Origin of the sequence: Thermoleptolyngbya sichuanensis A183 (genome assembly GCF_013177315.1) — a bacterium.
In the GTDB taxonomy this organism is placed as follows: Bacteria; Cyanobacteriota; Cyanobacteriia; order Elainellales; family Elainellaceae; genus Thermoleptolyngbya; species Thermoleptolyngbya sichuanensis.
Genome location: NZ_CP053661.1, coordinates 4,190,309 through 4,214,020, shown reverse-complemented (window position 1 = coordinate 4,214,020; position 23,712 = coordinate 4,190,309). Strand labels below are relative to the sequence as shown.

Sequence of the window (23,712 nt, the reverse complement as noted above, 5' to 3'; positions counted from 1 at the left end):
TTTCCAAAGCTTTATCAAATACATGAAAAATAAAGCAGGCATGAAGCACTAATTTTCAGAGAATTATTCGGCTCACCTTCAATCTCCACATCAGCCTTCAAAGCAATTGAGATTTCTGGATAAATACATGCCGCACAGAGAATTCTCCGAGATTCTTCCAAAGTATTTTCTGTGATGAAACCATCCGAAAAATCACCGAATTAGGTTTCTTTATCAAAACTTGAATCTTGCTTTAGGAAGAATTCAAGCTTCCCGGAGTTTTGCGGAAACCTATGTAGAGGAAAGAGGTCATTTTTGAATCAGGTGGTACATCTTCTGAGTGTCTTGCACTCTCCAATACGTCTTTCGATGGAGGACTTAACAACCATGAGCAGAAAACTCACGCAGATCTTTCGAGGTGGGTTTATCGATCGGGGAGGACGACGCCAGAGGGGACATCAAGACGCAGACGGTTTTTTGACCAAACGGCAATGGAGACTCGGCAAAGGCCTGAAAGGCTTCCTGCTGTTTGGTTTGTCACTGTTGCTCACCGTTGGCTTCACGCTCCGCCTGTTGCCGTCGGGGTTGTCGGGTTCACCCGTGGCGATCGCCTCTACAGTCGTGCAAACTCCGCTCTCGACCCGTGGCTCACAGATTCTCGACGCTTCGGGCAAAACGCTCCTGCTGCGCGGGGTGAACTGGTTTGGCATCGAGACAGAAACACACGCGCCGCATGGACTTTGGGCCCGCGACTATAAGCAAATGCTGGCGCAGATTCGCAGCCTGGGCTACAACGTGATTCGCCTGCCATTCTCGATTCAATCGCTGCGATCGCAAACCATCAGCGGTGTGGATTTTTCTATCGGCAGCAACCGCGAATTGCAGGGCAAAACGCCCCTTGAAGTTATGGATCTGGTGATTCAAGAAGCCCAGCGCCAGGGCCTGATGATCGTATTGGATTGCCACCGCCTAAACGACCAGCGCATTCCTGAACTGTGGTATGGCGATGGCTTTACAGAGCAGGACTGGATTAGCACCTGGACAATGCTGGCCAACCGTTATCGAAACCAAGCGAACGTCATCGGAGCCGACCTCAAGAACGAACCACACGGTCGAGCAAGCTGGGGTACAGGTGACCTGGCAACTGACTGGCGATTGGCCGCTGAGCGAGCCGGAAACAGCATCTTGAACGTGAACCCCAACTGGCTGATTGTGGTCGAAGGCGTGGAGAACAACGTGCCAGGTCAGCGGCTTGCAGTTCACTGGTGGGGCGGCAACCTGGAGGGCGTGCGAAACTTTCCTGTGCGCCTGACCCGTCCCAATAAGTTGGTGTATTCTCCCCATGAGTACGGGGCAGGGGTTTACAACCAGAGCTGGTTCAATGAACCCAGCTTTCCCCAAAATCTGTATGAGCGCTGGGAGATCGGGTTCAACTATATTGCCCGCGAAGGTATCGCGCCGATTTTTGTGGGCGAATTCGGCGGCAGACAGGTCGATACTCGTTCCAAAGAAGGGATCTGGCAGCGCCAGTTTGTCAATTTCATTGGGCAAAATCAGCTTCATTTCGCCTATTGGAGTTGGAACCCAAATAGCGGCGACACAGGCGGCATCTTGCAAGACAACTGGCAGACGATTCATGCAGACAAGCAGCAACTCTTGAACCAATTGCTGCCTGTGCCGGGGGTTGCGCCGGGGACGAGTCCGTCGCCTAGTCCCAGCCCCAGCCCGACTCCGAAGCCGAGTCCGTCACCCAGTCCGTCGCCGAGTCCCAGTCCGTCACCCAGTCCGTCGCCGAGTCCCAGTCCGTCGCCGAGTCCCAGTCCGTCACCGAGTCCCAGTCCGTCACCCAGTCCGTCGCCAAGTCCGTCGCCAAGTCCCAGTCCCTCATCTGGACTCAGCACTAGCTTGACGATGCAGTCAGACTGGCAAACTGGTTTCTGTACTGCCATTCGGGTGGCAAACCAGGGACGCAGCGCAGTGAACAACTGGCGACTGACGTTTGACATGAATCAGGCAACGATCAACCAGAGTTGGAACGGCACCTTTAGCCGCCAGGGTTCGCGGTATACCGTTGTGCCACCCAGTTGGGGACAGCGGTTGCAGCCGGGACAGTCGGTTGATTTGGGATTCTGTGCAAACAAGCAGGGATCGGATTATCGACCGAGAAATGCGATCGCCACTGCGATTTAGGCGATTTTGGATTTTAGATTTTGGATTGAAGCTCTGAGCTGAAAAGCCTTGATTGGTCGGGAAATTAGCCGCTTCCAAAATCAAAAATCAGCCTTCTAAAATCGACTCTCTTTGGGCGGCTTGATGCGAGGCTTTGCTGCATCAGCCGTCTATTTTTTGTGCCTGTTTTTGTGCCTGTCAGAACCTACTTTAGTTTGGACTAATGGTGAAGAGGAAGGCAGTCAATGAGAAGCACCGACTGCCGTAAGGTCAATGAAGTACAACCAACATTGACCCCATGATTTTCAACGAACTTCAGCAATTTCGCCAAACGTTGTATGCCAGCTTGGGAAACGCCAGAGATGCCCTGTTTGATCTGATGGATGCCGTGTTAGTGAGTGCGTGCATCGTGTCGTTTGTGAGGCTATCGCAGAGTCCTGTCTTTCGTCGCCAGTGGTCGAGCACCTATGAAGCGTTGCGCGATAGCCGCCTACCCCGATCAAAGGTGCTGAAGCTGTTGGTGCAGCAGATACCGACTCAGCAGCAACCGTTGTTGGCAGGTGATGCGAGTCGGTGGAACCGTCCTGCTGCCAGGCGTTTGAAAGACCGCACCTTATCAGGCAGAACAGGACATGCCCCGATAGCCGGACAAAACTACAGTACCTTAGCCTGGATTGCTGAAGACAGGGGCAGTTGGGCATTACCATTGCGGCATGAGCGCATCACCAGCTTTGAAACACCCGCCAGTAAAGCGGCATTCCAACTCAAACAAGTGACTCGGCAGTTAGCGGTGCGTCCGTTGGCGATCTACGACCGAGGGTACGGCAATGCCAGTTTTGTCAACCAAACGGCAGGGATTGAGGCAGACTTGCTGCTGCGGGTTACATCCAATCGATGTGTCTATGGCGCGCCCCCAGCGTATCGAGGGCGAGGCGCACCTGCCAAGCATGGACATAAGATGAAACTCAATGACCCTGACACTTGGAGTGTCCCGGTCGAAACCGTTGAAGTCGATGATCCCAACTGGGGACGAGTGCGGGTCAGTCGTTGGAGTGCATACCATTTCCGCAAATCCCCCAAACGGGCAATGGAAGTGTTGCGCGTGGAGGTGCTGGAGACACAGAGCAGCACGCGACGCTTGGCTCCTTTGTGGTTAGTTTGGCTGGGTGAGCAGATGCCTCCGTTAGAAACCCTGTGGTTGCACTACCTCCGTCGCTTTGCCATTGAACACTGGTATCGCTTTGCCAAGCAGAGGCTATATTGGACACATCCCCAGTTCAGTTCTGTATCGGCAACCGAACAGTGGAGCAGCCTGATGCCGTTGCTCAGTTGGCAGTTGTGGTTAGCGCGAAAGGACTGTACTGACCACCCCTTGCCCTGGCAGGCACCGCAAGAAACGTTGACTCCGGGTCGGGTCGCACAAGCGTTTGCAGGCATTTTGGCAGCGATTGGCACCCCTGCTCCTGCGCCTAAACCTCGTGGTAAATCGCCAGGACGAGGCAAGGGGCACAAGCCAACTCCTCGTCCCTGCTATCCGATGGTCAAAAAACGAGCCTCGAAACGCAAGACATCCGAACAATCCCTGAACAGTCCGGTTGCAACAGCAGCTTAACTGCGAGCAGGATTGTATCCAATTCCTTAAGTTCAACTGTTATGAACGGTTGAGCAGATTCTTTATGGCATCCTGTTGAGCATTATTGTGATGCCAGTTAGTCCAAACTAAAGGTCTAGTGGAACCGCTGAGCGGTGCATCGTGGATAGTCGAGTTTTCTCATCTCGACAGTTCCTGTTTTGAGGCGTTTTTGCACAGCTTTGCGGCTCAGTTCCCCGATGATTTACATCTGATTCAGGTGGATAATGCCGCAGCCCATACGGCTCAGACCCTGACGATACCGGACAATGTCATCTTGGTGTTTCAGCCGCCTTATTGCCCTGAGGTCAATCCCATTGAGCGGGTCTGGCGGGAACTCAAGCGGGAGCTAGCTTGGGTTCACTTTGATGATGTTTGCCAACTCCAGCACGCCATCAGCCAGTGGGTTTGTCGCCTTTCGGCGGAGTCGCTGCGATCGCTGACTCAGTGGGATTGGATTGTCGATGCTCTATGTGTAGTGGGTATTTAGAGAATTGATATTACGCACTTGCGATAAGCTTTTTGGGCTTTGAACGATTTCTCGCGGGCGCAGCCCGCGAGAAATCGTTCAACTGCGTAAGTCCTAATGTTGATAGATGTGTTGCCTAACCCGGTCTTTCCTCAGCGACCGCTGCGAACCAGCACTTCATAGCCACAGTCCAATTCCAGATCGGCAATTTTCTGCATCTGCTGGGGCGACATGACCGGGCCGCTGTGCCCATCTACCGATTCCCAAAAACAAAATAGATCTGTCCGTGCGCCCATCTTCTGTAGCTCTCTTAGCGCCTCAGACCGGGGTGCCAACTGCTGCAAAATCCAGTCGATGTGATGGCGCGAATCGTTGGAATCGACCGCATCTTTGGACGACAGAAACCAGCCGTTGAGCGAAGCAATGTGGGCCGGCTTGCCGGGGTGACGCAGTTTGCCCTGCCACTGGCACAGCGTCGGCTGAATGCCCAAACGTTCCGTGACTTCGGTAGGGTCTAGATCGCCGGGATAAATCCGTAGAATTGCGTAGGTTCGCTTACAGGGGGTAGGGGGAGCAGCATACATGGAGGAGGCTCAAAAAGGTCAAGGATGGGCTGAAGATCAACTGCATCGTAGATGTCCCTGAAGAGCGCCGGAGAACCGTTGCGGAAAAATGCAGGGGCTATATCTTTAATATTCTGCTAGATCTCTCCGTATTATTGCGGGGAAACGGGCGATCGCCATCAAATCGCAACAAAATAATTAAGAATCTGTAAAGAAGCGATCGCCCTTCCCGCCTGCGCTCATCGATTTGCCCCGATTCCTGCTCATAGCGGAGTTCCCAGCGCGATCGCGCTAGGGGTTCAGAAAAATGGAAAAACGAAGAACGAAGAACGAAAAACGAATGCAGAAGGTCTACAATCCAGAGCGCACTGGGGGTTATGCCAGAGGTATAGAGACGTGGCTCCAGACCGCGAAATCTCTGCCCTTTCACTACCCTTTCAAAAAGTCCACCAGTGCCTCGACCTTGGCCCAAGCGGCTCCGCTGCTGAGAATGTCCTTTGCTTGCACGATACCCAGTCGCAGCGTGTGATCGAGGTCGTCGGTTGCGTCAGCGATCGCATTGCCTACCTTCAGCGCCAAGGCTGCGTTTAGCGCCACCACATCCTGCTGTGCCGCAGTGCCTTTGCCCTGAAGCACGTTCCGCAAAATTTCTAGATTCTCCGCCACTTCGCCGCCGCGCAGGGCACTGGTGGGCGCAGATGTAAGGCCCAGCGCTTCGGGATTAACGGCGTGCGATCGCACGGTTCCACCCGACAGCACCGCCATGTCCGTCCAGTCTGCCAGCCCTGCCTCGTCTAGCTTTTCGCGCCCGTGCAGCACGATCGCCTCTTCCCGTCCAAGCTGCTGCAACGCCTGTGCCGCCGTTTCCACCAACTGCGGGCTGAACACACCCATCACCTGCCCCGTCGGCTGGAGCGGGTTTACCAGCGGCCCCAGCAGGTTGAACACGGTTCGTACCTTCAGCGTCTTGCGGATGGGCGCGACGGCCTTCATCGCCGGATGCCAGCCGGGGGCAAAGAGGAACGTAATGCCGACTTCCCGCAAGGCCGCCCGAATTCGCTCTGGCGGTGCGCCCAGGTTCACGCCCAGCCCTTCCAACACATCCGCCGACCCGACACGACTGGAGGCCGCCCGGTTGCCATGCTTAGCCACGGCCACCCCTGCCGCCGCCGCCACAAAGGCCACGCAGGTTGAGATATTAAACGTAGATGCACCATCGCCCCCGGTGCCGCAGGTGTCGATCAATGGCGCGGGCAAGCCTCCATCCACCGTCTTGCCGAGGGACTGCGCCTGAAGCACCCGCGCCATGCCGGCCAGTTCGCCTGCCGACACGCCCTTCGCCTGGATTGCCGCCAGAATCGCTCCGGACAGCGCGGGCGCAATCGACTCCGATAGCCAGCCCTCCATCAGGTCTGCGGCCTGGTCTGCATCGAGCGATCGCCCGTCGAGCAGTTGTTGCAGCAGGGGCGACCAGTCGCGGTCTGTGGCCAAGGGACTAGAGGAAGCATCGGTCGTGCTGGTTGAGGAGGGGGATGCAGCGTTGCTCATAAGTATCGTTCGGCGGTTGTCCTTGTGCAAACTAGATTACTTTACACCGTCATCCCAGGGGCGATCGCGGCTAATTTGTGGTGCAGCTTCGCAATACCGCAGCTTCGCGATGTAGACCCAATATAAGGAAGCTCAACCTTGAGAGAACAGTTTCCACATAGTGGCTTGTCTTACACTTATGGCACTTATGGCAAGTTCAAAATAACCAGTTCAAAATAACTAGTTCAGGACTTACGCACTTGCAATGAGTTTTCTGGGGTTTGGATGATTTCTCGCGGGCACCGCCCGCGAGAAATCATCCAACTGCGTAAGTCCTACAGTTCACAAAAGTAAAAATTCCTGGCGCTGTGATTCTGGCAAGACTTTGCTGGGTCTTATACGCTTCAAGATACGCTTCAAGATACATTGATATGCTTTGGGAGAAGCCTTTATGAGTGTATTTGTATTAGTTCACGGGGCCGGATCTGGCGCGTGGGTGTGGTACAAGGTAAAGCCGTTGCTGGAGCAGCACAGCCACACGGTGATTGCACCCGATCTGCCGGGACATGGCAAAGATAAAACGCCCCTTGCTGACGTGACGCTAGCCGCCTACGTGGAGCGAGTTTGCCAGATCCTGAACGAACAGCCAGAACCCGTGGTGCTGGGAGGGCACAGCATGGGCGGCGGGATTATTACTCAGGCAGCAGAATATTGTCCCGACCGGATTCGCACGCTGGTATATCTGGCGGGCTACTTGCCAGAGAATGGGCAGACTATGCTGGGTATTAGCCAGGAAGATACTGAAACGCTGCTTCTGGCAAATGCCGTCTTTTCAGAAGATCAGCTTGCGGTGTCGTTTCGTCCAGAGGCGCTGAAACAGGTCGGCTATGGCGATTGCTCCGACGAAGATATGGCGCTGGTTCAGGCGCTGCTAATTCCTCAGGCAGCGGCTCCCATGACCATACCGATATCCACCACGCCTGAACGGTTTGGGCAGGTGCCCCGTGTTTATATTGAATGTCTGCAAGACTATACGATCGGCCCGTCCACCCAGAAGCGGCTCTATACAGCGCTTCCCTGTAAAAAGGTGATCTCGATGGACACTAGCCACAATCCTTACCTGTCTGCCCCCCAGACGCTTGCTGAACACTTGCTTGCCCTGGCATAAGTTCGCGCTAACATACATTTGCAATAGCATACGTTTGCGCTGGAAGACACTGCCTCACCGCCATTGTGCATTGGTTGGGCGATCGCTCTGGAGATCGCTCTACTGTGCCTGCTTGTTTATCCCCTCAACCCTTCAACGAGTTGAGCAATTTCAGAAACAAATTAAGAGCTAATTTGTAAAGGAGCCTGAAAGCCTTGTTAATCAAGGATTTCCGAGAAACCGCTTTTCCTGGGCAAACATGACCTCAAAGCCACACATGCCAAGAGTTTCAGGCTTCTTAAGATTTGCTTCATAAATTAGCTCTAATGCCAATCCCGCGGCACTGGCTGACCATCTCTAGATGAAAAATCACCTAGACCCTGAAGAATAAAAGCGACAAGTTTCAACTTAGGCGAGGTTTAGAACCCGTACTGCCCTTATCCCTCCCGCGCAAGACTGGGCATGAGGGCATTTCAAAACCATCGTCAATAGCGGCCCGAATGCAGGATAATGAATAGGTTTTAGTTGGGGCATTCCGCACGATCTTTCCCGGTCTGCCCGACAATGCTGCAACCCTGATTCATCTATTCCTCTAAATCCTGACTTCCATGCGTACTCATTACTGCGGTCACCTGCGAGCAACTCACGTTGGAGACACTGTTACCCTTTGTGGCTGGGTGGATCGCAGACGAGATCATGGCGGCGTGATTTTTGTCGATTTGCGCGATCGCACGGGCATTGCCCAGATTGTCAGCGATCCAGAACGCACGCCCGAATCCTACAAATTAGCCGACAGCCTGCGAAACGAGTATGTGGTGAAGATCACGGGCCGCGTCACCCAGCGCCCGCCAGAATCGCTCAACCCCAAGCTGGCCACAGGCGAAGTCGAAATCTATGCCGACCAAATTGAAGTCCTCAGCGCGGTGCGAAAGCAGTTGCCCTTCCAGGTGTCTACTGCTGAGCAAGAACCCGTGCGCGAAGACCTGCGGTTGAAATATCGCTATCTGGATCTGCGGCGCGAGCGGATGAGCCGCAACCTGCAACTGCGCCATGAACTCATCAAAACCTTCCGCCGCTTTTTGGAAGACGAAGCCCACTTTATGGAAGTGGAAACACCCGTGCTGACCCGCTCTACCCCGGAGGGAGCGAGGGACTACCTCGTGCCTAGCCGCGTCAATCCGGGCGAGTTTTTTGCGCTGCCCCAGTCGCCGCAGTTGTTTAAGCAAATCCTGATGGTGGCAGGGTGCGATCGCTACTATCAAATCGCCCGCTGCTTTCGCGACGAAGACCTCCGCGCTGACCGCCAGCCCGAATTCACCCAACTGGACATGGAAATGAGCTTCATGACCCAGGACGAAATTCTGTCGCTGAACGAAGAAATGGTCTGCCAGGTGTTCAAAACCCTGAAGGGCATTGACCTGCCGCGCCCCTTCCCGCGCCTCACCTACGCCGAAGCAATGGGCCGCTACGGCAGCGACAAGCCCGACACCCGCTTTGGGCTGGAGCTGGTAGACGTGTCGGACGTGGTGCAGGATATGGGCTTCAAAGTCTTTGCCGATGCGGTGAGCAAGGGCGGCATTGTGAAAATCTTGCCGATTCCCGGTGGCAATGATGCGATTTCCAACGTCCGCATCAAGCCTGGTGGGGATTTGTTTAACGAAGCGACGACAATGGGCGCGAAGGGCTTAGCCTTTATCCGCGTTGGTGAAGATGGCGAAATTACAACGATCGGCGCGATCAAAGACAACCTCACCGACGAGAAAAAAACGGAAATTCTCCAGCGGACAAACGCGAAACCTGGACACCTGCTGCTGTTTGGCGCAGGCGACACCGATACCGTAAACAAAACGCTCGATCGCCTGCGGCAAGTAGTGGGCAAAGAACTGGGGCTGATTGACCCGGACAGGATTAATCTGCTGTGGGTCGTGGATTTTCCGATGTTTGAGTGGAACGCCGAGGAAAAGCGCCTCGAACCGCTGCACCATCCCTTCACTGCGCCCCACCCTGAGGATCTGGACGATCTGAAAACCGCCCGCGCTCAGGCCTATGACCTGGTTTACAACGGCTTTGAGGTGGCCGGCGGCAGCCTGCGGATTTATCAGCCCGATGTGCAGCAGCAGGTGTTTGAGCTGATCGGCATTGGGCCCGACGAAGCCCGCGAAAAGTTTGGCTTTTTGCTAGAAGCCTTTGAATACGGCACGCCGCCGCACGGGGGCATCGCCTACGGGATTGACCGCTGGGCCATGCTGCTGTCGGGCGAAGAGTCGATCCGCGATGCGATGGCCTTCCCCAAAACCCAGCAGGCCCGCTGCCTGATGACCAATGCGCCTTCGCCCGTGGACGACAAGCAGCTCAAGGAACTGTCGATTGCGAGTACCCACAAGCCCAAAAGTTAGAACTTTGGGCGCATCTGGCTGGATTGTTGCACCTAAGCTGCATCTAAGTTGCATCTAAGTTGCACCTAAAACGCTGCACCAAAAGTTGCACCTAAAACGCACTTAAAACACTTCCCTTAAAACACTTCCACCTAAAACGCCAGACTCAGAGCCGATCCCTGGTCTGTCTTTGTTACCTCGATGTGGGTTTGGAAGGCTTCCTTGAACCGGGGCATGTGGGTGACGGTGAGGATGCAGGCAAAATCGGGGGCGATCGCCTGAATCGCGGCAATCAGGCGATCGCAGCCTGCGTCGTCCTGCGTGCCAAAGCCTTCATCCACAATCAGCATTTGCATCGCCGTGCCCGACCGCTGCGACAACAGCCGCGCCAGCGCCAGCCGGATCGAGAAATTCACCCGGAAGGCTTCGCCGCCGGAATAGGTTTCGTAGGGGCGCGTGCCGTTGGCATCGGCAATCAGGATATCCAGCGTGTCGATCAGGCCTTGGGGACTGCTGGATTTCCCCTTCCGGCGGGCCCGCTGCGTCACAAACCGAATATGCAGTTGATGATTGCTCAGCCGTCCTAGAATCTGGTTTGCCTCTGCCTCTAGCTGCGGCAGCACATTTTCGATCATCAGCGCCTGAATGCCGTTTTTTCCAAAGGCTTGGGCTAGCTCGTGATAGACCTGGCGCTGGCGCTGGAGGTTGCGCTGCTGAATCAGCAAATCTGCCTGCTGCTGCTCTAGGGCTGCAAGTTGCTGAATCTGCTGTTCCAGCCGTCCCAAATTGGCCAGCCCCGCATCAAGCTGGGTGCGCCGCTGCTGGATCTGCTGTTCTAGGGTGGCGATCGCCCTTGCGGGGTCGGGCGTGGCCTCGATTTGCTGCACCAGCGCCCGGATGTCTGCGGAGAGCGTGTCTAACAAGTGCGATCGCTCTGTCAGCCGCGCCGCCAGATCCTTCACCTGCTGCTGCACCTGGGGATATTGCTGCTGCGCCTGCTGAAGCTCCTGATGGCGCAACTGCCACACCTGCGCCAGCCGCAGCGCGTTTCGCAACGTGGTGTGGCGCTTCAGGTTATAGGCGATCGCCTCGATTTGCTGCTCCAAGTCGCGAATCTGCCGCTGCAACACCGACTGGTTCAGCAATTCCGCCCGCTGCTGTTCTACGGTTGCCAGTTGCGCCTCCAACTCTGGCTGATGAGCGAGTAGCTGCTGGAGTCGCTTTTGCGCCTGCTTTAGCTCCGCGTGTTTGATCTCTGCCCAGCGCCAGCGATCGACCTCGCCCCGCGCCAGGGCATGGTCGCGATCATCATATTGAAGCTGCGCCAGGGTTTCATCCAGCAGGCGCAGCTCTTCGTGCAGGTCAGGAGCATAGTCGCCCGTTTGCAGCGATCGCCCCAGATCCGCCTCCTCCTGCGCCAACTGTTGCAGCCGCGCCTCAACAGCCGCCCTGTCCTGCACCTGCTGCTGAAGCTGGCCTTGCAGTTGCAAAACATCGCTATAGTCCGCCAGTTCCTTTTCTAGATCACGATATTCCTGACGCAACACCTGAATTTCGCGCTCCGAAACGGCAAGCTGTTCTCGAATCACCCAAAGCTGGTCATAAAGCTCCTGCTTTTCGGCGTGATGCCGCTCCATCACCACCGCCCAGTGATGCTCATCCAGCGGGCGATCGCACAGGGGACATAGCGGAAAACAGCCCTGGGAACTTGGCTGCTCCTGGCTATGAACCACTAACGCTGCATCCGGCAGCGCCTTGAGCGTCGTTCGCTTTGGCTTTCCGCGACGTTTTCGGATTCCCGCCGAATCAGAACGCTCCGACTCCAGGGGGACAGAAGAGAGTTCTGAAGATCGTTCAGAGGCTCGTTCAGAGGCTCGTTCAGAGGCTCGTTCCGCAGAAGTCCGCTGCGGCTCTAGAGAAGAGCCAGGCTGGGCGATCGCACCAGGCATCTGCTGCTGAAGCAACGCCATTTTATTGTCCAGCCCCGCCACCTGCGCCTCTAGTTCGCGCTGACGTTCCTGGAGCCGTTCCATAAAGGTACGCCGCTCCATGCCTTTCTCGCGCAATTCCTGCTGATAGCGACGGCGATTTTCCAAATACGCGCTCCGTTCCATGATCGCGGTTAGCGCCTGACAAGCCTGAGCCTGCTGACCCTGCTGCTGAAGAAGCTGTTGCCGTGTCGTTTGATATTCTTCTAAACGGGCCTGGAGCCGTGCCTGGGCGCGATCCAATGTGGCACGAATCTGCTGCTGGCGCTGCATCAGGGGGGCAGCCTGGGACTGAAGCTGGTCTAGCTGCGCCAGCCGCTTTCGCGCCATTCGTAAGTTTTCTAGAGCAGTGTCGAGGTCAGGCGCTTTTGCCAGAGTGTGCTGCAACTCCTGGATCTGCTGCTGGAGGGTGTCGCGCTGAGCCTGGAGGCGCAAGTGCTGATCTTGCAATGCGGCAAGCTGGGTATTCAGTTGCTGCTGGAGTTGGTCGCGCTGGGCGATCGCCGCTTGGTGAGCATGAAACTTGGCGGACTGGATCTCTTCCTCGGTTTGCAGGCTGTGAAACTCGGTATAGCCTGCGGTAATTTCGTCTGCCTTGGAGAGGGTCGCTTCGAGCGATCGCAACTGCTGCTGCGCCGCTGCCAAGTCTTGTTGGAGCCGCTGGCCGTCTTGCCGCAACCGCTGCTCTTGCTGCTGATGCAGGTGCAACTGCTGAGTCCAAGTGCGGCGCTGCTGTTGCACAGCTTGCAGTTGGTGTAGTGCATCGGTGTCGCTGGCTTGATCTCGCTGCCAGGTGTCGATAGTCGCCCTCAGCGCTTCGCACTCTGCCGATAGAGACGCGCCCGCCTCTAGCTGCTGTGCCAGGGTTTCTAGCGATCGCTCCAGCACGTCTAGCTCTGCTTTGGCCAGGCGCGATCGCTCTCGGGCCGTTTCCGCCGCCTCGTCATACTGATCCAGCTTCAGCAAGTCGGCAAGAATCTGCTTGCGCTCGCCTGGCCGTTTGAGCATGAACTCGTCTGCTCGCCCCTGTCGCAAATAGGCCGAGTTGACAAAGGTTTCATAATCCAGCCGCAGGTGTTGCAAAATCAACTGCTGCGTTGCCCGCATTCCCCGCTCCGTCAGCGGCCGGAACCCCGTCGGCGTTTCGATCTGAAGCTCCAGGCTGCTGGTCTGCCCGCGCACCCGCGTCCGCAGCACGCGATAGGTCTGCTGGCGACAGCTAAAGGTAAACTCCACCTGGGCTTCGGTTTCGCCCTGGTGAATTACGTCGTCTTCATGAGTTGCGCGGCTTTCGCCCCAGATTGCCCAGGCGATCGCCTCCAGCAGCGACGACTTGCCCGCTCCATTTTGCCCACACACGCACGCTACATGCAGCCCTCGAAAGTCGAGCGCCGCCTGCCGATAGCTGAGGAAATTCTTGAGTTTTAATTGCAGCGGAATCATGAACCCACGCCCAGCCCTGATCCCAGTGTAGCAGTACGGGCGATCGCAAGTACAGATGCTCAAAAATCACAGGTTCGGCAAGCCCCAGCTTAGCCCGACCAAAATCCGAAATCGCCAGTCCCAAATCGGATGTTGGCGGCCCCAGTCCTGCAATCCTGGCAGAAGCAGCATTGAGGAAACTCTGACTTGGGATAGTCGCGGCGATCGCCCTTTTCCCTCGAAATTCTGCCCCTATGGACAGTCTTGACAGTTTTAAGTTAAAGTTGTAGTGAGTTTGCATAAGAGGTGGGAGCCTGCTGAAAGCCTCACTGCCCAGACGTTCCTTGCTCAGCAAGTCAGCCCAGGTTAATGAGAATCGCAGGGCGGCTGCCCTCATAGGGTACGTTCCCCAGTAGATTTACCAGTAGATTTACCAGTAAATTTATCAGCCAGTTCTCCGCTCAGGTTCCTGATCAGCCTCCCAGTATGAGATGTATCAACAGCGACTCGAACCTCTGGACTAGAATTAAATAAAGCCGGATCAAAAAAGCCAGATCAAATCATCTCAAATTATCCATTCATCATCCGTTAACGCCATCTAACGCCATCTTGATAACCCGCTGGTTAAAGCTGCCACGTCGAGACTATGAATCCTGAAACTGCTGATCGCAAGCCCATTCGCTCGCTAGAAGACGCTCTCAATCGCTGTCAGCTTTTGGGAATGCGCCTCAGCAAGCAGCGCCGCTTCATTTTGGAGTTGCTCTGGCAGCAGCAGGAACACCTCTCGGCCCGCGAGATTTATGATCGCCTCAACCAGCAGGGCAAAGACATTGGCCACACTTCTGTTTATCAAAACCTGGAGGCGCTGTCTGAGCAGGGTATTATCGAATGCGTCGAGCGCTCCGACGGACGGCTCTACGGCAACATCAGCGATCCCCATAGCCACGTCAACTGCCTGGATACCAACCAAATCTTGGATGTCCATATCGAGCTACCCGCTGAGCTGATCGAACAAATTGAGCAGCAAACGGGCGTGAAGATCACAGGCTATTCCATCGACTTTTTTGGCTACAAGCAGCCCCAAGAGTCTTGAGTGTCGGGGTGTTGGGGTGGTGAGGCGAGAAGCGGAGAAAGAAAAAACGAAAAATGAAGACAGAAGAACGAAAAACGAAGAGAGAAAAACGGTATCTCTTCGTTCTTCGTTCTTCTGTCTTCATTGTTCTCTCTTCTCTCTTTCCTCCCTCCACCGCTCCGTTACTGCCAAGCCTGGGCGATCGCCCCTTTTTCTTCCTCACTCAGCATCCAGCCCAGCGCTCCGGCATTTTGGGCGGCTTGGCTGGCGTTCTTTGCACCCGGAATCGGCACCACATTGCCCTGAGCAATTAGCCAGTTGAGCGCCACCTGCGCCGGAGTGCGGTCATATTTCTGCCCAATCTCTTTGAGCAAGCCCACCTTTGGCGCGAGTTTTTCCAGACCCTCCCGGCTAAAACGCGGGTCGAGCCTGCGGGCCCCCTGGGGTGGCGTGTCGGTTTCGGGTGTGTATTTACCCGTCAGCAACCCCTGCGCCAGCGGACTGTAGGCCAGAATCGTCACGCCGAGTCGCCGAGCCGCATCCATCACACCGTTGCGCTCGATCTGCCGCGCTAGCAGGGAATATTGCACCTGGTTCACCGCTAGGGGCACGCCGCGCTGCGCCAGCAGGTCATACGCCCGCTGCATCTGCTCAGCGGAGTAGTTGCTCACGCCGACAGACTTGATGCGACCCTGCTGCACCTCATCAGCCAGGGCATTCATCAGCGTTGGCTGTCCCATCAAAAAGTCGAAGGGCCAGTGAACCTGATACAAGTCCACCGTGGGCACTTGGAGCCGCTTGAGGCTGGCAGTTAGAGCATCGGCTACTGCACTTCCCCAAATCCGCCAGGGCAGGGGAAAGTATTTTGTCGCTAAAACCACGGGCTGCTGGAGTTCCTTTGCAAAGCGCCCAATCAGCCGCTCGGATTCGCCAAACCCGTAAATTTCCGCCGTATCGAAGAAGTTCACACCAGCCTCGATCGCAGCTTTAAAGGCATCGCGCAATGCGGCTTCGTCGTAGTCGCCGCCATATCCCCAATAGAGCTTGTCTCCCCAGGCCCAGGTGCCAATACCAAGGGCAGGAACCGTGGGGCCGCTGGGGCCGAGGGTGAGGGTTTGCATTGCATCAGTCATGGGTTCAGGTCGTTTTAGGCTGGTTGCAGGCGTGGACTGGAGGCAAGATTCGGGGGCAAGATTCGGGGGCAAGATTCGGGGGAATTCTGCCAGCCCGTTATCTTGAGTGTATCGTTACATTTCGCAACTTCGGGGCAGTGGGATTTGAATAGAGTCGAGCATTTGTAAATGGACTTAACGTTTGAACTATTGAGCGGGGTTAAGCTGTGTAAAATTGGTGGAACTTAGGCGATGTGAATGGATGGGGCAATGAAGATCCTGGTTCTGGCATGGGAGTTTCCGCCGCGCATCGTGGGAGGAATCGCTCGCCATGTCTCGGAACTGTTTCCCGAAATTGTGAAGCTGGGGCATGAGGTTCACCTGCTGACGGTGGAGTTTGGGCAAGCGCCCCACTATGAGGTAGTGGAAGGGGTGCGGGTTCATCGCGTCCCGGTGACGGGTGGACACGACTTTTTTCATTGGGTGGTGAACATGAACGAGAGCATGGGCCGCCACGGCGGGAAACTGCTCTCAGAAGATGGCCCCTTCGACCTGATCCACGCCCACGACTGGCTGGTGGGCGATGCGGCGATCGCCCTCAAACACGCCTTCCGCATTCCCCTGATCGCCACCATCCACGCCACCGAAGCCGGTCGCCACAACGGGCTGCACAACCCCACTCACCACTACATCGCAGGCAAGGAAAAGCTGCTGGCCCACGAGGCCTGGCGGCTGATTGTCTGTACGCAATATATGCAGCGGGAAGTGGAGCGTGTGCTGCATTGCCCCTGGGACAAAACCGATGTCGTGTTCAACGGCATTCGCCCAGAGAAAAAGCCCGCCCGTGATGAGTTTGACTGGCAAACCTTTCGCCGCCGCTATGCCACCGATGACGAACGCATCGTCTACTACGTCGGGCGCATGACCCACGAAAAGGGGGTTCACAATCTGCTCAGTGCTGCACCCAAGGTGATTTGGGAGATGGGCGGCAATGCCAAGATTATCCTCATCGGCACGGGCTATACCGACCATCTGAAGCGGCAGGCGTGGGATTTGGGCATCTGGCACAAGTGCTATTTCACTGGGTTTATGTCCGATGCCGACCTAAACCAGTTTCAGGCGATCGCCGACTGTGCCGTATTTCCCAGCCTCTACGAACCCTTCGGCATTGTGGTGCTGGAGAGTTTCGCCGCTCGCGTGCCCGTCGTGGTGTCCGACACGGGTGGCTTGCCGGAAGTGGTGCAGCACCGCAAAACGGGCATCGTCACCCAGACCAACAACCCTGATTCCCTTGCCTGGGGCATTTTGGAAGTGTTGCGCCACCCCGAAGAATCCAAAGTGCTGGTGGAAAATGCCTACATCGACCTGGTGCAGCGCTTTCGCTGGGAAGACCTGGCCGCCCAAACAGAAGCCGTCTATCGCCGCGTCGTCCGCGAACGCAAGACGGTGCATTGGTAGGCGTTAGCACCTGCTGGCTGTCGGGAAACTTAGGGTTCAGGGGGTTAGGGTATGGGGCATATCTATTCTCGATTTCGGAGTTGGGATTTTAGAGTTGCGATTTTGGGTCTGCAATTTTGACTTGCGATTGCGATTTTGGAGGGCTGGTCAAGCGTCGGCAGGGCTTCCAGCAATTGCATTCGCAGCCCCACTTTCGCAGCGCCACTTCGGAGAATTGATAGGAGTCCTGCATCCCTGATCCCTGACACCGTTCAGGGGCATTTCGATGACACGATCCAAAAGACGCAAGCGCTGGCTGCTGCTGCTTCCGGCGGGGCTGCTGCTAGTGGCGGGGCTGAGCCTGTGGCGGCGAGGCGTGGCGCAGGCCCCGCTGCTGGAGCCGTTGCCGCAAGATCCGCTGATTCAGGCCTATTTCAACCAGTCGCAGGCGGCGCGTTATCGAGAACCCTATCGGGGCGTGGAGCGGCTGGGGGACGATCTGGAGCAGGTGATCGTGGACGGCATTCTGTCGGCGCGGCGATCGCTCGATGTGGCAGTGCAGGAATTGCGGCTGCCGCGCATTGCCGAAGCTCTGGTGCAGCAGCATCGGGCGGGGGTGCGGGTACGGGTGATTGTGGAAAACAACTATCGGCGGCCGCTGAGCCAGGTGTCGGGGGCAGAAACGGGGCGGATGTCGGAGCGCGATCGCACTCGGTATCAAGAGGCGCTGCGGCTGATGGACGAAAACGGCGACGGTCGCGTTTCGCCCCAGGAGGCAGCGCGGCGCGATGCCCTAGTGATGCTGGAAACGGCCGGCGTACCGCTGATCGACGACACGGCGGATGGCTCCAAGGGCAGCGGGCTGATGCACCACAAGTTTGTCGTGGTGGATGGTCAGGTAGTAATCGTCGGGTCGGCAAACTTCACGACCTCGGACATTCACGGCGACTTTGGCGCACCAGACAGCCGGGGCAATCCCAACCATTTGCTGCGGATTCAGAACATCGCGCTGGCGCAGATTTTCACCGACGAATTTAACCTGATGTGGGGCGATGGGCCCGGCGGCCGCCCCGATAGTCGCTTTGGGCTACAGAAACCCGCGCGATCGCCCCGTTCAGCGTTGCTTGCGCCGACCTCGCGGGTGACAGTACAGTTTTCGCCCACCTCGCCCACCCAGCCCTGGCAGATCAGCGTTAACGGGTTAATTGGGCGGGCCCTGTCAGCTTCGCGGCGACAGGTGGATCTGGCGCTGTTTGTGTTTTCTGACCAAAACCTGGGCAGCACGCTGGAAGCACAGCATCAAAAGGGCGTTCAGGTGCGGGCGCTGATCGACCCCGGCTTTGCCTTCCGCTATTACAGCGAGGCGCTAGACATGATGGGCGTGGTGCTGCCTGATTCCCAGTGTCGGATTGAGAAGGGGAATAAAACTTGGGAGAGGGCGATCGCCACCGTGGGCATTCCCACCCTGCCGGAGGGCGACCTGCTGCACCACAAGTTCGCCGTGATCGACCAGCAGCGCGTCATCACTGGCTCCCAAAACTGGAGCGCCGCCGCCAACCACAACAACGACGAAAACCTGCTGGTGATCGACAACGCCACCGTCGCAGCCCACTTTCAGCGCGAGTTTGAGCGGCTGTACGCTATGGCGGAACTCGGTATTCCTGGATGGCTTCGGCAAAAAGCACAACAGGAGCAGACCCGCTGTGGGCTTGCTCCTGCGAGTGCCAGACATCGCTCTGAAGAAGATTTAGATGCGGAATAGAAGCGGAATCAAAGCAATCTCTCAGAGACAGGCGTTAGACCCGATCAGGCCTTGTCGTCCTCTTCATCCAAGTCGTCTTCATCCAAGTCCTCTTCATCCAGGTCGTCGTCTAAGTCTTCTTCGTCTAGTTCTGCTGCAAGGTCAGCTTCATCTTCTGCCACCGAATCATCTTCTAGCTCGTCTTCTAGCTCATCTTCGGCTAGAGCAGCGGGTTCGTCGTCGGCTAGCTCGTCTACTGCGTCCTCATCTGCGGGGGCATCGGTTTCTGGGTCTGCTGCGGGGGCGATCGCCGCTTCCGTCTCCACAGCCTCTTCGACCTCTAGCGCTTCGTCATCGTCTTCTTCGTCATACTCTTCCTCTAGCGCTTCCTCTTCTGCCCGTTTGGCTGCGGCGGCTTCCTCTGCTAAACGGCGCTGTTCTGCCAGTTCAGCAATCTTCTGGTTTTCGGCTTCATAGTCATACTTCGCCGTGTCCTTGATGTCGATCTTCCAGCCCGTCAGCCGCGCCGCCAGCCGCACGTTCTGCCCTTCTTTGCCGATTGCCAGACTGAGCTGATCTTCCGGCACTAGCACATGGGCCTGACGGCTTTCGGGATCGACCAAGCGCACCTCATCCACCCGCGCCGGACTCAGCGCATTGGCAATGTACGTTGCAGGGTCGGGCGACCAGCGAATCACATCAATCTTTTCGCCGCGCAGCTCGTTCACCACCGCCTGAATCCGAGAGCCGCGTGCGCCAATACAGGCTCCCACTGGGTCTACGTCGCGCTCCAGGGTATCCACAGCAATTTTGGTGCGCGGGCCGACGGAACGCGAGGGCGGATTGGCTTCCCGCGCCACCGCCACGATTCGCACGATCTCGTCCTCAATCTCCGGCACTTCGTTGGCAAACAGGTCTACCACCAGCCCTGCGTCGGCCCGCGATACCAACAGTTGCGGCCCGCGATGGGACCCTTCCGACACGCGCTTCAGCAGCACCTTAAACACAGCATTGGCGCGATAGTTGTCGTTGGGAAGCTGGTCGCGCTTCAGCAGTTCCGCCTCCACCTCCGGCTGTCCAAACCCGCTGCTCACTGCCATAATCACCGACTGTCGCTCAAACCGCAGCACCCGCGCCTGGGGCAGCACGGTTCCTTCCAGGTCTTGGAATTCTTCCTGCACCAGCTTGCGCTGCTGATCGCGCAGTTTTTGTGCCAGGACTTGCTTGGTCTGGATCGCCGCCATCCGCCCAAACTCGTTCTGATCCGGCGTTACGTCCAGCACCACCGTATCGCCCAGTTGCGCTTCTGGAGCCACTTCCTGCACTTCTTCCAGGGCAATCTGGTGGTCGGGGTTGTCCACGGTTTCCACGATCGCCTTGGTGGCCAGCACTCGAAACCCTTCGTCTTCGATGTCTAGCTCCACCTCAAAGTTGTTGAAATATTCTTCGTCAAAAATCGACGTATCGGGTCGGTGCGTCCGGCGATAGCGCTCATAGCCCTTCAGCAGCGCCTCCCGCAGCGCCGCCTGCACTGCGTGTTTCGGCAGGTTGCGCTCGCGGCTGATGCCGTCAATCATTTCTTGTAAACCGGGCAGGGTAACCATGGACATGATTCAGTTCTCCGTGGGTATTAAGTTTTGGAAGTTTGAGTATTTTGGGAAGTTTGAGTATTTGAGGAGGAGACCGGCGGCTGAGTGTTCTTGTGTGTCAAGTACCAAAAGAATCCATCGCACAAATGGTAGATGCATACAGAACAGACGTTATCCTCGCTTCTCATCTAGCTGCACCTTGCTGACCAGATCGCGAGGAATGGCGATCGCCCGTCCCTTCTGGCTCAGGTGAATTGCGTCGTCGTCTCGCTTGATCAGTTGACCGTTCCAGGTAGTACGTCCCTCGTAGGGGGCACTGGTAGACACAATCACCGCAAAACCTTTGAAAGAGATAAACTCCCGGTCGGTGGTGAGCGATCGCGAGATGCCCGGACTCGACACCTCCAGCACGTAGGCATCGGGAATCAGATTTGCCTCATCCAGCGCCACCTCCAGCGCATGGCTCATGCGTTCGCAGTCCTCCAGCCCCGTGTCTTGCTCCAGGTTGCGGATATCGATCCGCAGCACGGGCGGGTTTTGGTTGGTGTGAAACACGGCTCCGACCACTTCCAGCCCTAGCGGTTCTGCGACTGGCGAGGCCAGGGCGAGAATGTCGGGGATGAGTGGGTGTGCCATAGGAAGGAGTAGGGGAATTGGGATTTTGGATTTTGGATTTTAGGTTTTGGGTTTTGGACTTTGAACCTTGGTTCTTGGTGTTTGAATTCCCGGGGAACTCAAAACGAACATAAAAAAAGCGGGTGCGGAACCCACTTCTGACAACGTTGCGTCCTGAAGATGATGCAGGACGTAACGCCTTCATCATGCTGCTAGTGTAGCGCAATTCAGAAATTGGCGGCAGACTTCGTTACCTAGCGCAAAGTCCTTGCCCCACGCGGGATTACTACGCCGCACAAGCTTGCTCACCCAGTCGATTGATGCAGAGCGCTTTTTCGGCGGCCGTTAGCTCCTGCAATTTCACGTCGCGCCGCAGTAGTAGCCCATTATGACCCACCAAAAATCGGGGCAGGCTTTCCGGTTTTAAGACCTGAAAGGCCTCCATGTCGTAGGTGGTGTAGGTTGTCTTTTCGGCGTTGTTAAAGTTGATGTCTACAACGGTCAGGGTTTTGCGGGGTGGCAGGTTGTGGTCGATGTATACGCGGCCACCCGACCCCAACAAGCCGGAGTAGAGCAGTTGCAGCTTGCCCCGGTGGGCGGGATAGTAGGCGTGGTGGTGGCCGCTGATGTAGGTGTGGACGTTGTATTTCTCTAGGAGCGATCGCAGTTGGTCGGCGTTATCCAGCACTTCACCGGGTTTGTCGCGGCCCTGGGCAATGCCATACAGCGGCAGATGTCCCAATACGATTCTTAACTGGGCAGACTGAGCCGCTTCGCTGGAGAGTGCCTGCTCGGCCCATTGCAGAGTTTCGGGCAGAATTTTGCTGCCAGAGCCGTCCCACACCAGGAAAAACACGTCGCCCTTCTCGCTACGAGTGGTAAAGCTGTAGGAGAAGGGATAGTCAGCGCGATCGCCAAATTTTAAGCCCGGACTGTGGGCCGGGTTTTTCCAATACTTTGCTGCCGCATCGCGCTCCCGCTGAAACCGAAACCCGCCCGCACCCTGCGCGTTTGACGCATCATGGTTGCCCAGGGTGAAGCCGAAGGGAACGCCAAACCGCCGCAGCGGAGCCGCCACATGTTGATCAAACGCCTGCCACATGGCAGGAAAGGCTTCGTCGGGCAGGGTCGCTTTTTGCCCGGCGATCATGTCGCCGCCGCACAGCACCAAATCGGGCTGCCAGAAGGGAACGAGGGCGATCGCCCGATCCACTTCCTTGGAGTAATGCGTCGAGCCGTAGGCCTCGTTCAAATCGCTGATCACCACCAGCCGCACATCGCCCCTCGGCGGGTTGGGCAAATCCGGCAGCCCATCCAGCACCGCCTGAGTTTCTACAGGCAGATCCGGCGAGTCGGATGGCACGGTCGAGCGGACAGGTGGCGAAACCCGCAGCGCACTAGGAACTTGCGTCGTTGGGGACTGCGTGGCCTGGAGCGACCTAGGCTGACAGGCATACAGCCCCAGCGCCACCCCCAATCCCAACAGAGCCAATAGCCCCCAGCGGAAGGGCAGGGTTCTCCAGCTTGCGCCGCGCCAAAATCTCATGTTCATCTCGTAGTTGGAGATTATTGCAATGGGATAAAGCCGCTCTGCTGCACGATTTGCTGCCCCGAAGACGACAGCGCCATGTCGATAAACTGCTTCACTGCGGGGCTGGTTTGCCGCCGAGCGACCAGAAAGACAATCCGACTGATGGGATAGGTGCCGTTTTTCACAGCGGCAATGTCTGTCGGCTGCACGCCGTCAATCGGCACAATTCGCACCGTTTGCTGATTCACCACCTGCTGCACAGTGCTATAGCCAATGCCGTTATTGCCCAGCGCCCGCAGCATTGGCGTGGTTTCGTCGCGAGGCAGCGTGGTGAAATTGGGTCCCTCTGGCGCAAAGTCGCCGCCCAGCAGCACCACGTCCTTAAAGAAGCTCTGGGTGCCGCTGTCGTTGGCGCGATTGATTACTTTAATCGGCGCATTGGGGCCGCCCACTTCCGACCAGTTGGTAATCTGCCCCTGATAAATCCGCTTTAGCTGGTCCAGCGTTAGCCCGCCGGTGTAGGGGTTGTCTCTGCCCACCACCACCGCCAGCGCATCACGAGCAATCGGCACGCCAACCAGCCCAGACTGGGCTTCCGCCGCGTTCAACGGGCGAGAGCTGGCCGCCAGGACAACGGTGCCATTAGCGAGATTCTGAATTCCCGCATTCGTTCCGTTGGGGCGGCCGTCGGGTACGCCGTAGGTCGTCGGCAAGCCCGGATTGGTCTGGGTATAGGCAAGCTGGAGCCGTTTCATCAGCGACACCATTGTCACGCTGCCGTCAATCGTCAGCACTGCCGGATCTGGGACGGAAGTCTCGAGATTTGTTGCACCGCCCGCAGCGGGCGGCGGAGAAGCGGGGTTCAGTGAGGCGGGATCGGGTGCATCAGGGCTAGTGGCTATGGGCGAGTTGCCGCCACCATTGCCGTTCAAAAACTGCCTGCCAAAGAACCAGAGTCCGCCGCCGATCAGCCCAACGGTAACCATCAGGGCGACGAGAAGTGCAGCAATATCGTTTTTCCCTTGAGACATAGATTGCGGGGATCAGGGATGAGGGGGACGTTGCGATTAAGGCTGGGAGAGGAATGCCGAGCTTTCTAGATGCTTAGAGTCCAGGTTATGGAATCTAGAAATGGCGATTCGCGAAGCGATCCCTAAGGGAATCGCCTCTAGTCTACTCAACGAATTCCACAACTGAACACGTCAATAGACTACAGCGACACATTACAGCGACATATTAGGGTGTATCCCACTTTTGTAACCCTCACCCTAAATCCCTCTCCCAAAGCGGGAGGGGGACTTCCAATCCGGCTCCTCTTCTCCCAAAAAGGGAGAAGGGGCTGGGGA

General features: G+C 56.7%; 16 protein-coding genes. 8 read left to right on the top strand and 8 right to left on the bottom strand.

Annotation, left to right across the window (positions count from 1 at the left end):
• Positions 1-366 precede the first annotated feature (366 nt).
• The 3 genes from HPC62_RS17560 to HPC62_RS17550 all read left to right on the top strand — a co-directional run bounded on the left by HPC62_RS17560 (position 367) and on the right by HPC62_RS17550 (position 4,268).
• Complete coding sequence (locus HPC62_RS17560) at positions 367-2,169, top strand: cellulase family glycosylhydrolase (RefSeq protein WP_172357734.1); 1,803 nt, start codon at positions 367-369, stop codon at positions 2,167-2,169.
• Positions 2,170-2,446: 277 nt separating this feature from the next.
• Positions 2,447-3,760, top strand: coding sequence for an NF041680 family putative transposase (locus HPC62_RS17555; protein ID WP_172353244.1), 1,314 nt, complete (start codon positions 2,447-2,449; stop codon positions 3,758-3,760).
• A gap of 118 nt (positions 3,761-3,878) precedes the next feature.
• Positions 3,879-4,268, top strand: coding sequence for a transposase (locus HPC62_RS17550; RefSeq protein WP_172357732.1), 390 nt, complete (start codon positions 3,879-3,881; stop codon positions 4,266-4,268).
• A 131-nt stretch (positions 4,269-4,399) separates the two neighbouring features.
• Here HPC62_RS17550 and HPC62_RS17545 read toward each other — a convergent pair whose 3' ends face one another.
• Positions 4,400-4,831, bottom strand: a complete 432-nt coding sequence (locus HPC62_RS17545) for a DUF4279 domain-containing protein (RefSeq protein ID WP_172357730.1) — start codon at positions 4,829-4,831, stop codon at positions 4,400-4,402.
• A gap of 408 nt (positions 4,832-5,239) precedes the next feature.
• Positions 5,240-6,358 carry an anthranilate phosphoribosyltransferase gene (gene trpD, locus HPC62_RS17540; RefSeq protein ID WP_172357728.1) on the bottom strand — a complete coding sequence of 373 codons (1,119 nt, stop codon included), beginning with the start codon at positions 6,356-6,358 and terminating at the stop codon, positions 5,240-5,242.
• Positions 6,359-6,788: 430 nt separating this feature from the next.
• Between trpD and HPC62_RS17535 the strand changes: the two genes are divergently transcribed.
• Positions 6,789-7,505, top strand: coding sequence for an alpha/beta fold hydrolase (locus HPC62_RS17535; RefSeq protein WP_172357726.1), 717 nt, complete (start codon positions 6,789-6,791; stop codon positions 7,503-7,505).
• 587 nt (positions 7,506-8,092) lie between these two features.
• The gene (gene aspS / locus HPC62_RS17530; RefSeq protein WP_172357724.1) at positions 8,093-9,880 is read left to right on the top strand and encodes an aspartate--tRNA ligase; all 1,788 of its coding nucleotides are present in this window, start codon (positions 8,093-8,095) and stop codon (positions 9,878-9,880) included.
• Positions 9,881-10,011: 131 nt separating this feature from the next.
• Here aspS and HPC62_RS17525 read toward each other — a convergent pair whose 3' ends face one another.
• Positions 10,012-13,290: an AAA family ATPase gene (locus HPC62_RS17525; RefSeq protein ID WP_172357722.1), complete on the bottom strand. Its 3,279-nt coding sequence runs from the start codon at positions 13,288-13,290 to the stop codon at positions 10,012-10,014.
• 625 nt (positions 13,291-13,915) lie between these two features.
• On the opposite strand from HPC62_RS17525, the gene HPC62_RS17520 reads away from it, so the two are divergent.
• Positions 13,916-14,362 (top strand): Fur family transcriptional regulator, encoded by a 447-nt coding sequence (locus HPC62_RS17520; RefSeq protein WP_172357720.1) that lies wholly within the window; start codon positions 13,916-13,918, stop codon positions 14,360-14,362.
• A 161-nt stretch (positions 14,363-14,523) separates the two neighbouring features.
• Here the strand turns inward: HPC62_RS17520 and HPC62_RS17515 are convergent, their stop codons facing one another.
• Positions 14,524-15,462, bottom strand: coding sequence for an aldo/keto reductase (locus HPC62_RS17515; protein WP_172359019.1), 939 nt, complete (start codon positions 15,460-15,462; stop codon positions 14,524-14,526).
• Positions 15,463-15,723: 261 nt separating this feature from the next.
• On the opposite strand from HPC62_RS17515, the gene HPC62_RS17510 reads away from it, so the two are divergent.
• Together HPC62_RS17510 and HPC62_RS17505 are read left to right on the top strand one after the other, a co-directional pair.
• The gene (locus HPC62_RS17510) at positions 15,724-16,911 is read left to right on the top strand and encodes a glycosyltransferase family 4 protein (protein WP_172357718.1); all 1,188 of its coding nucleotides are present in this window, start codon (positions 15,724-15,726) and stop codon (positions 16,909-16,911) included.
• 265 nt (positions 16,912-17,176) lie between these two features.
• Positions 17,177-18,652 carry a phospholipase D-like domain-containing protein gene (locus tag HPC62_RS17505; protein WP_172357716.1) on the top strand — a complete coding sequence of 492 codons (1,476 nt, stop codon included), beginning with the start codon at positions 17,177-17,179 and terminating at the stop codon, positions 18,650-18,652.
• A gap of 44 nt (positions 18,653-18,696) precedes the next feature.
• On the opposite strand, the gene nusA is transcribed toward HPC62_RS17505, so the two are convergent.
• From nusA to HPC62_RS17485, 4 genes are all read right to left on the bottom strand, one after another.
• Positions 18,697-20,241 carry a transcription termination factor NusA gene (gene nusA / locus HPC62_RS17500; RefSeq protein WP_172357714.1) on the bottom strand — a complete coding sequence of 515 codons (1,545 nt, stop codon included), beginning with the start codon at positions 20,239-20,241 and terminating at the stop codon, positions 18,697-18,699.
• 150 nt (positions 20,242-20,391) lie between these two features.
• Complete coding sequence (gene rimP / locus HPC62_RS17495; protein ID WP_172357712.1) at positions 20,392-20,856, bottom strand: ribosome maturation factor RimP; 465 nt, start codon at positions 20,854-20,856, stop codon at positions 20,392-20,394.
• Positions 20,857-21,121: 265 nt separating this feature from the next.
• Positions 21,122-22,387: a metallophosphoesterase family protein gene (locus tag HPC62_RS17490; protein WP_228721643.1), complete on the bottom strand. Its 1,266-nt coding sequence runs from the start codon at positions 22,385-22,387 to the stop codon at positions 21,122-21,124.
• Between the two features lie 14 nt (positions 22,388-22,401).
• A complete protein-coding gene (locus HPC62_RS17485) occupies positions 22,402-23,397 on the bottom strand; it encodes a phosphate ABC transporter substrate-binding protein (protein ID WP_172357710.1) in 996 nt (331 codons plus the stop codon).
• Positions 23,398-23,712: the final 315 nt, after the last annotated feature.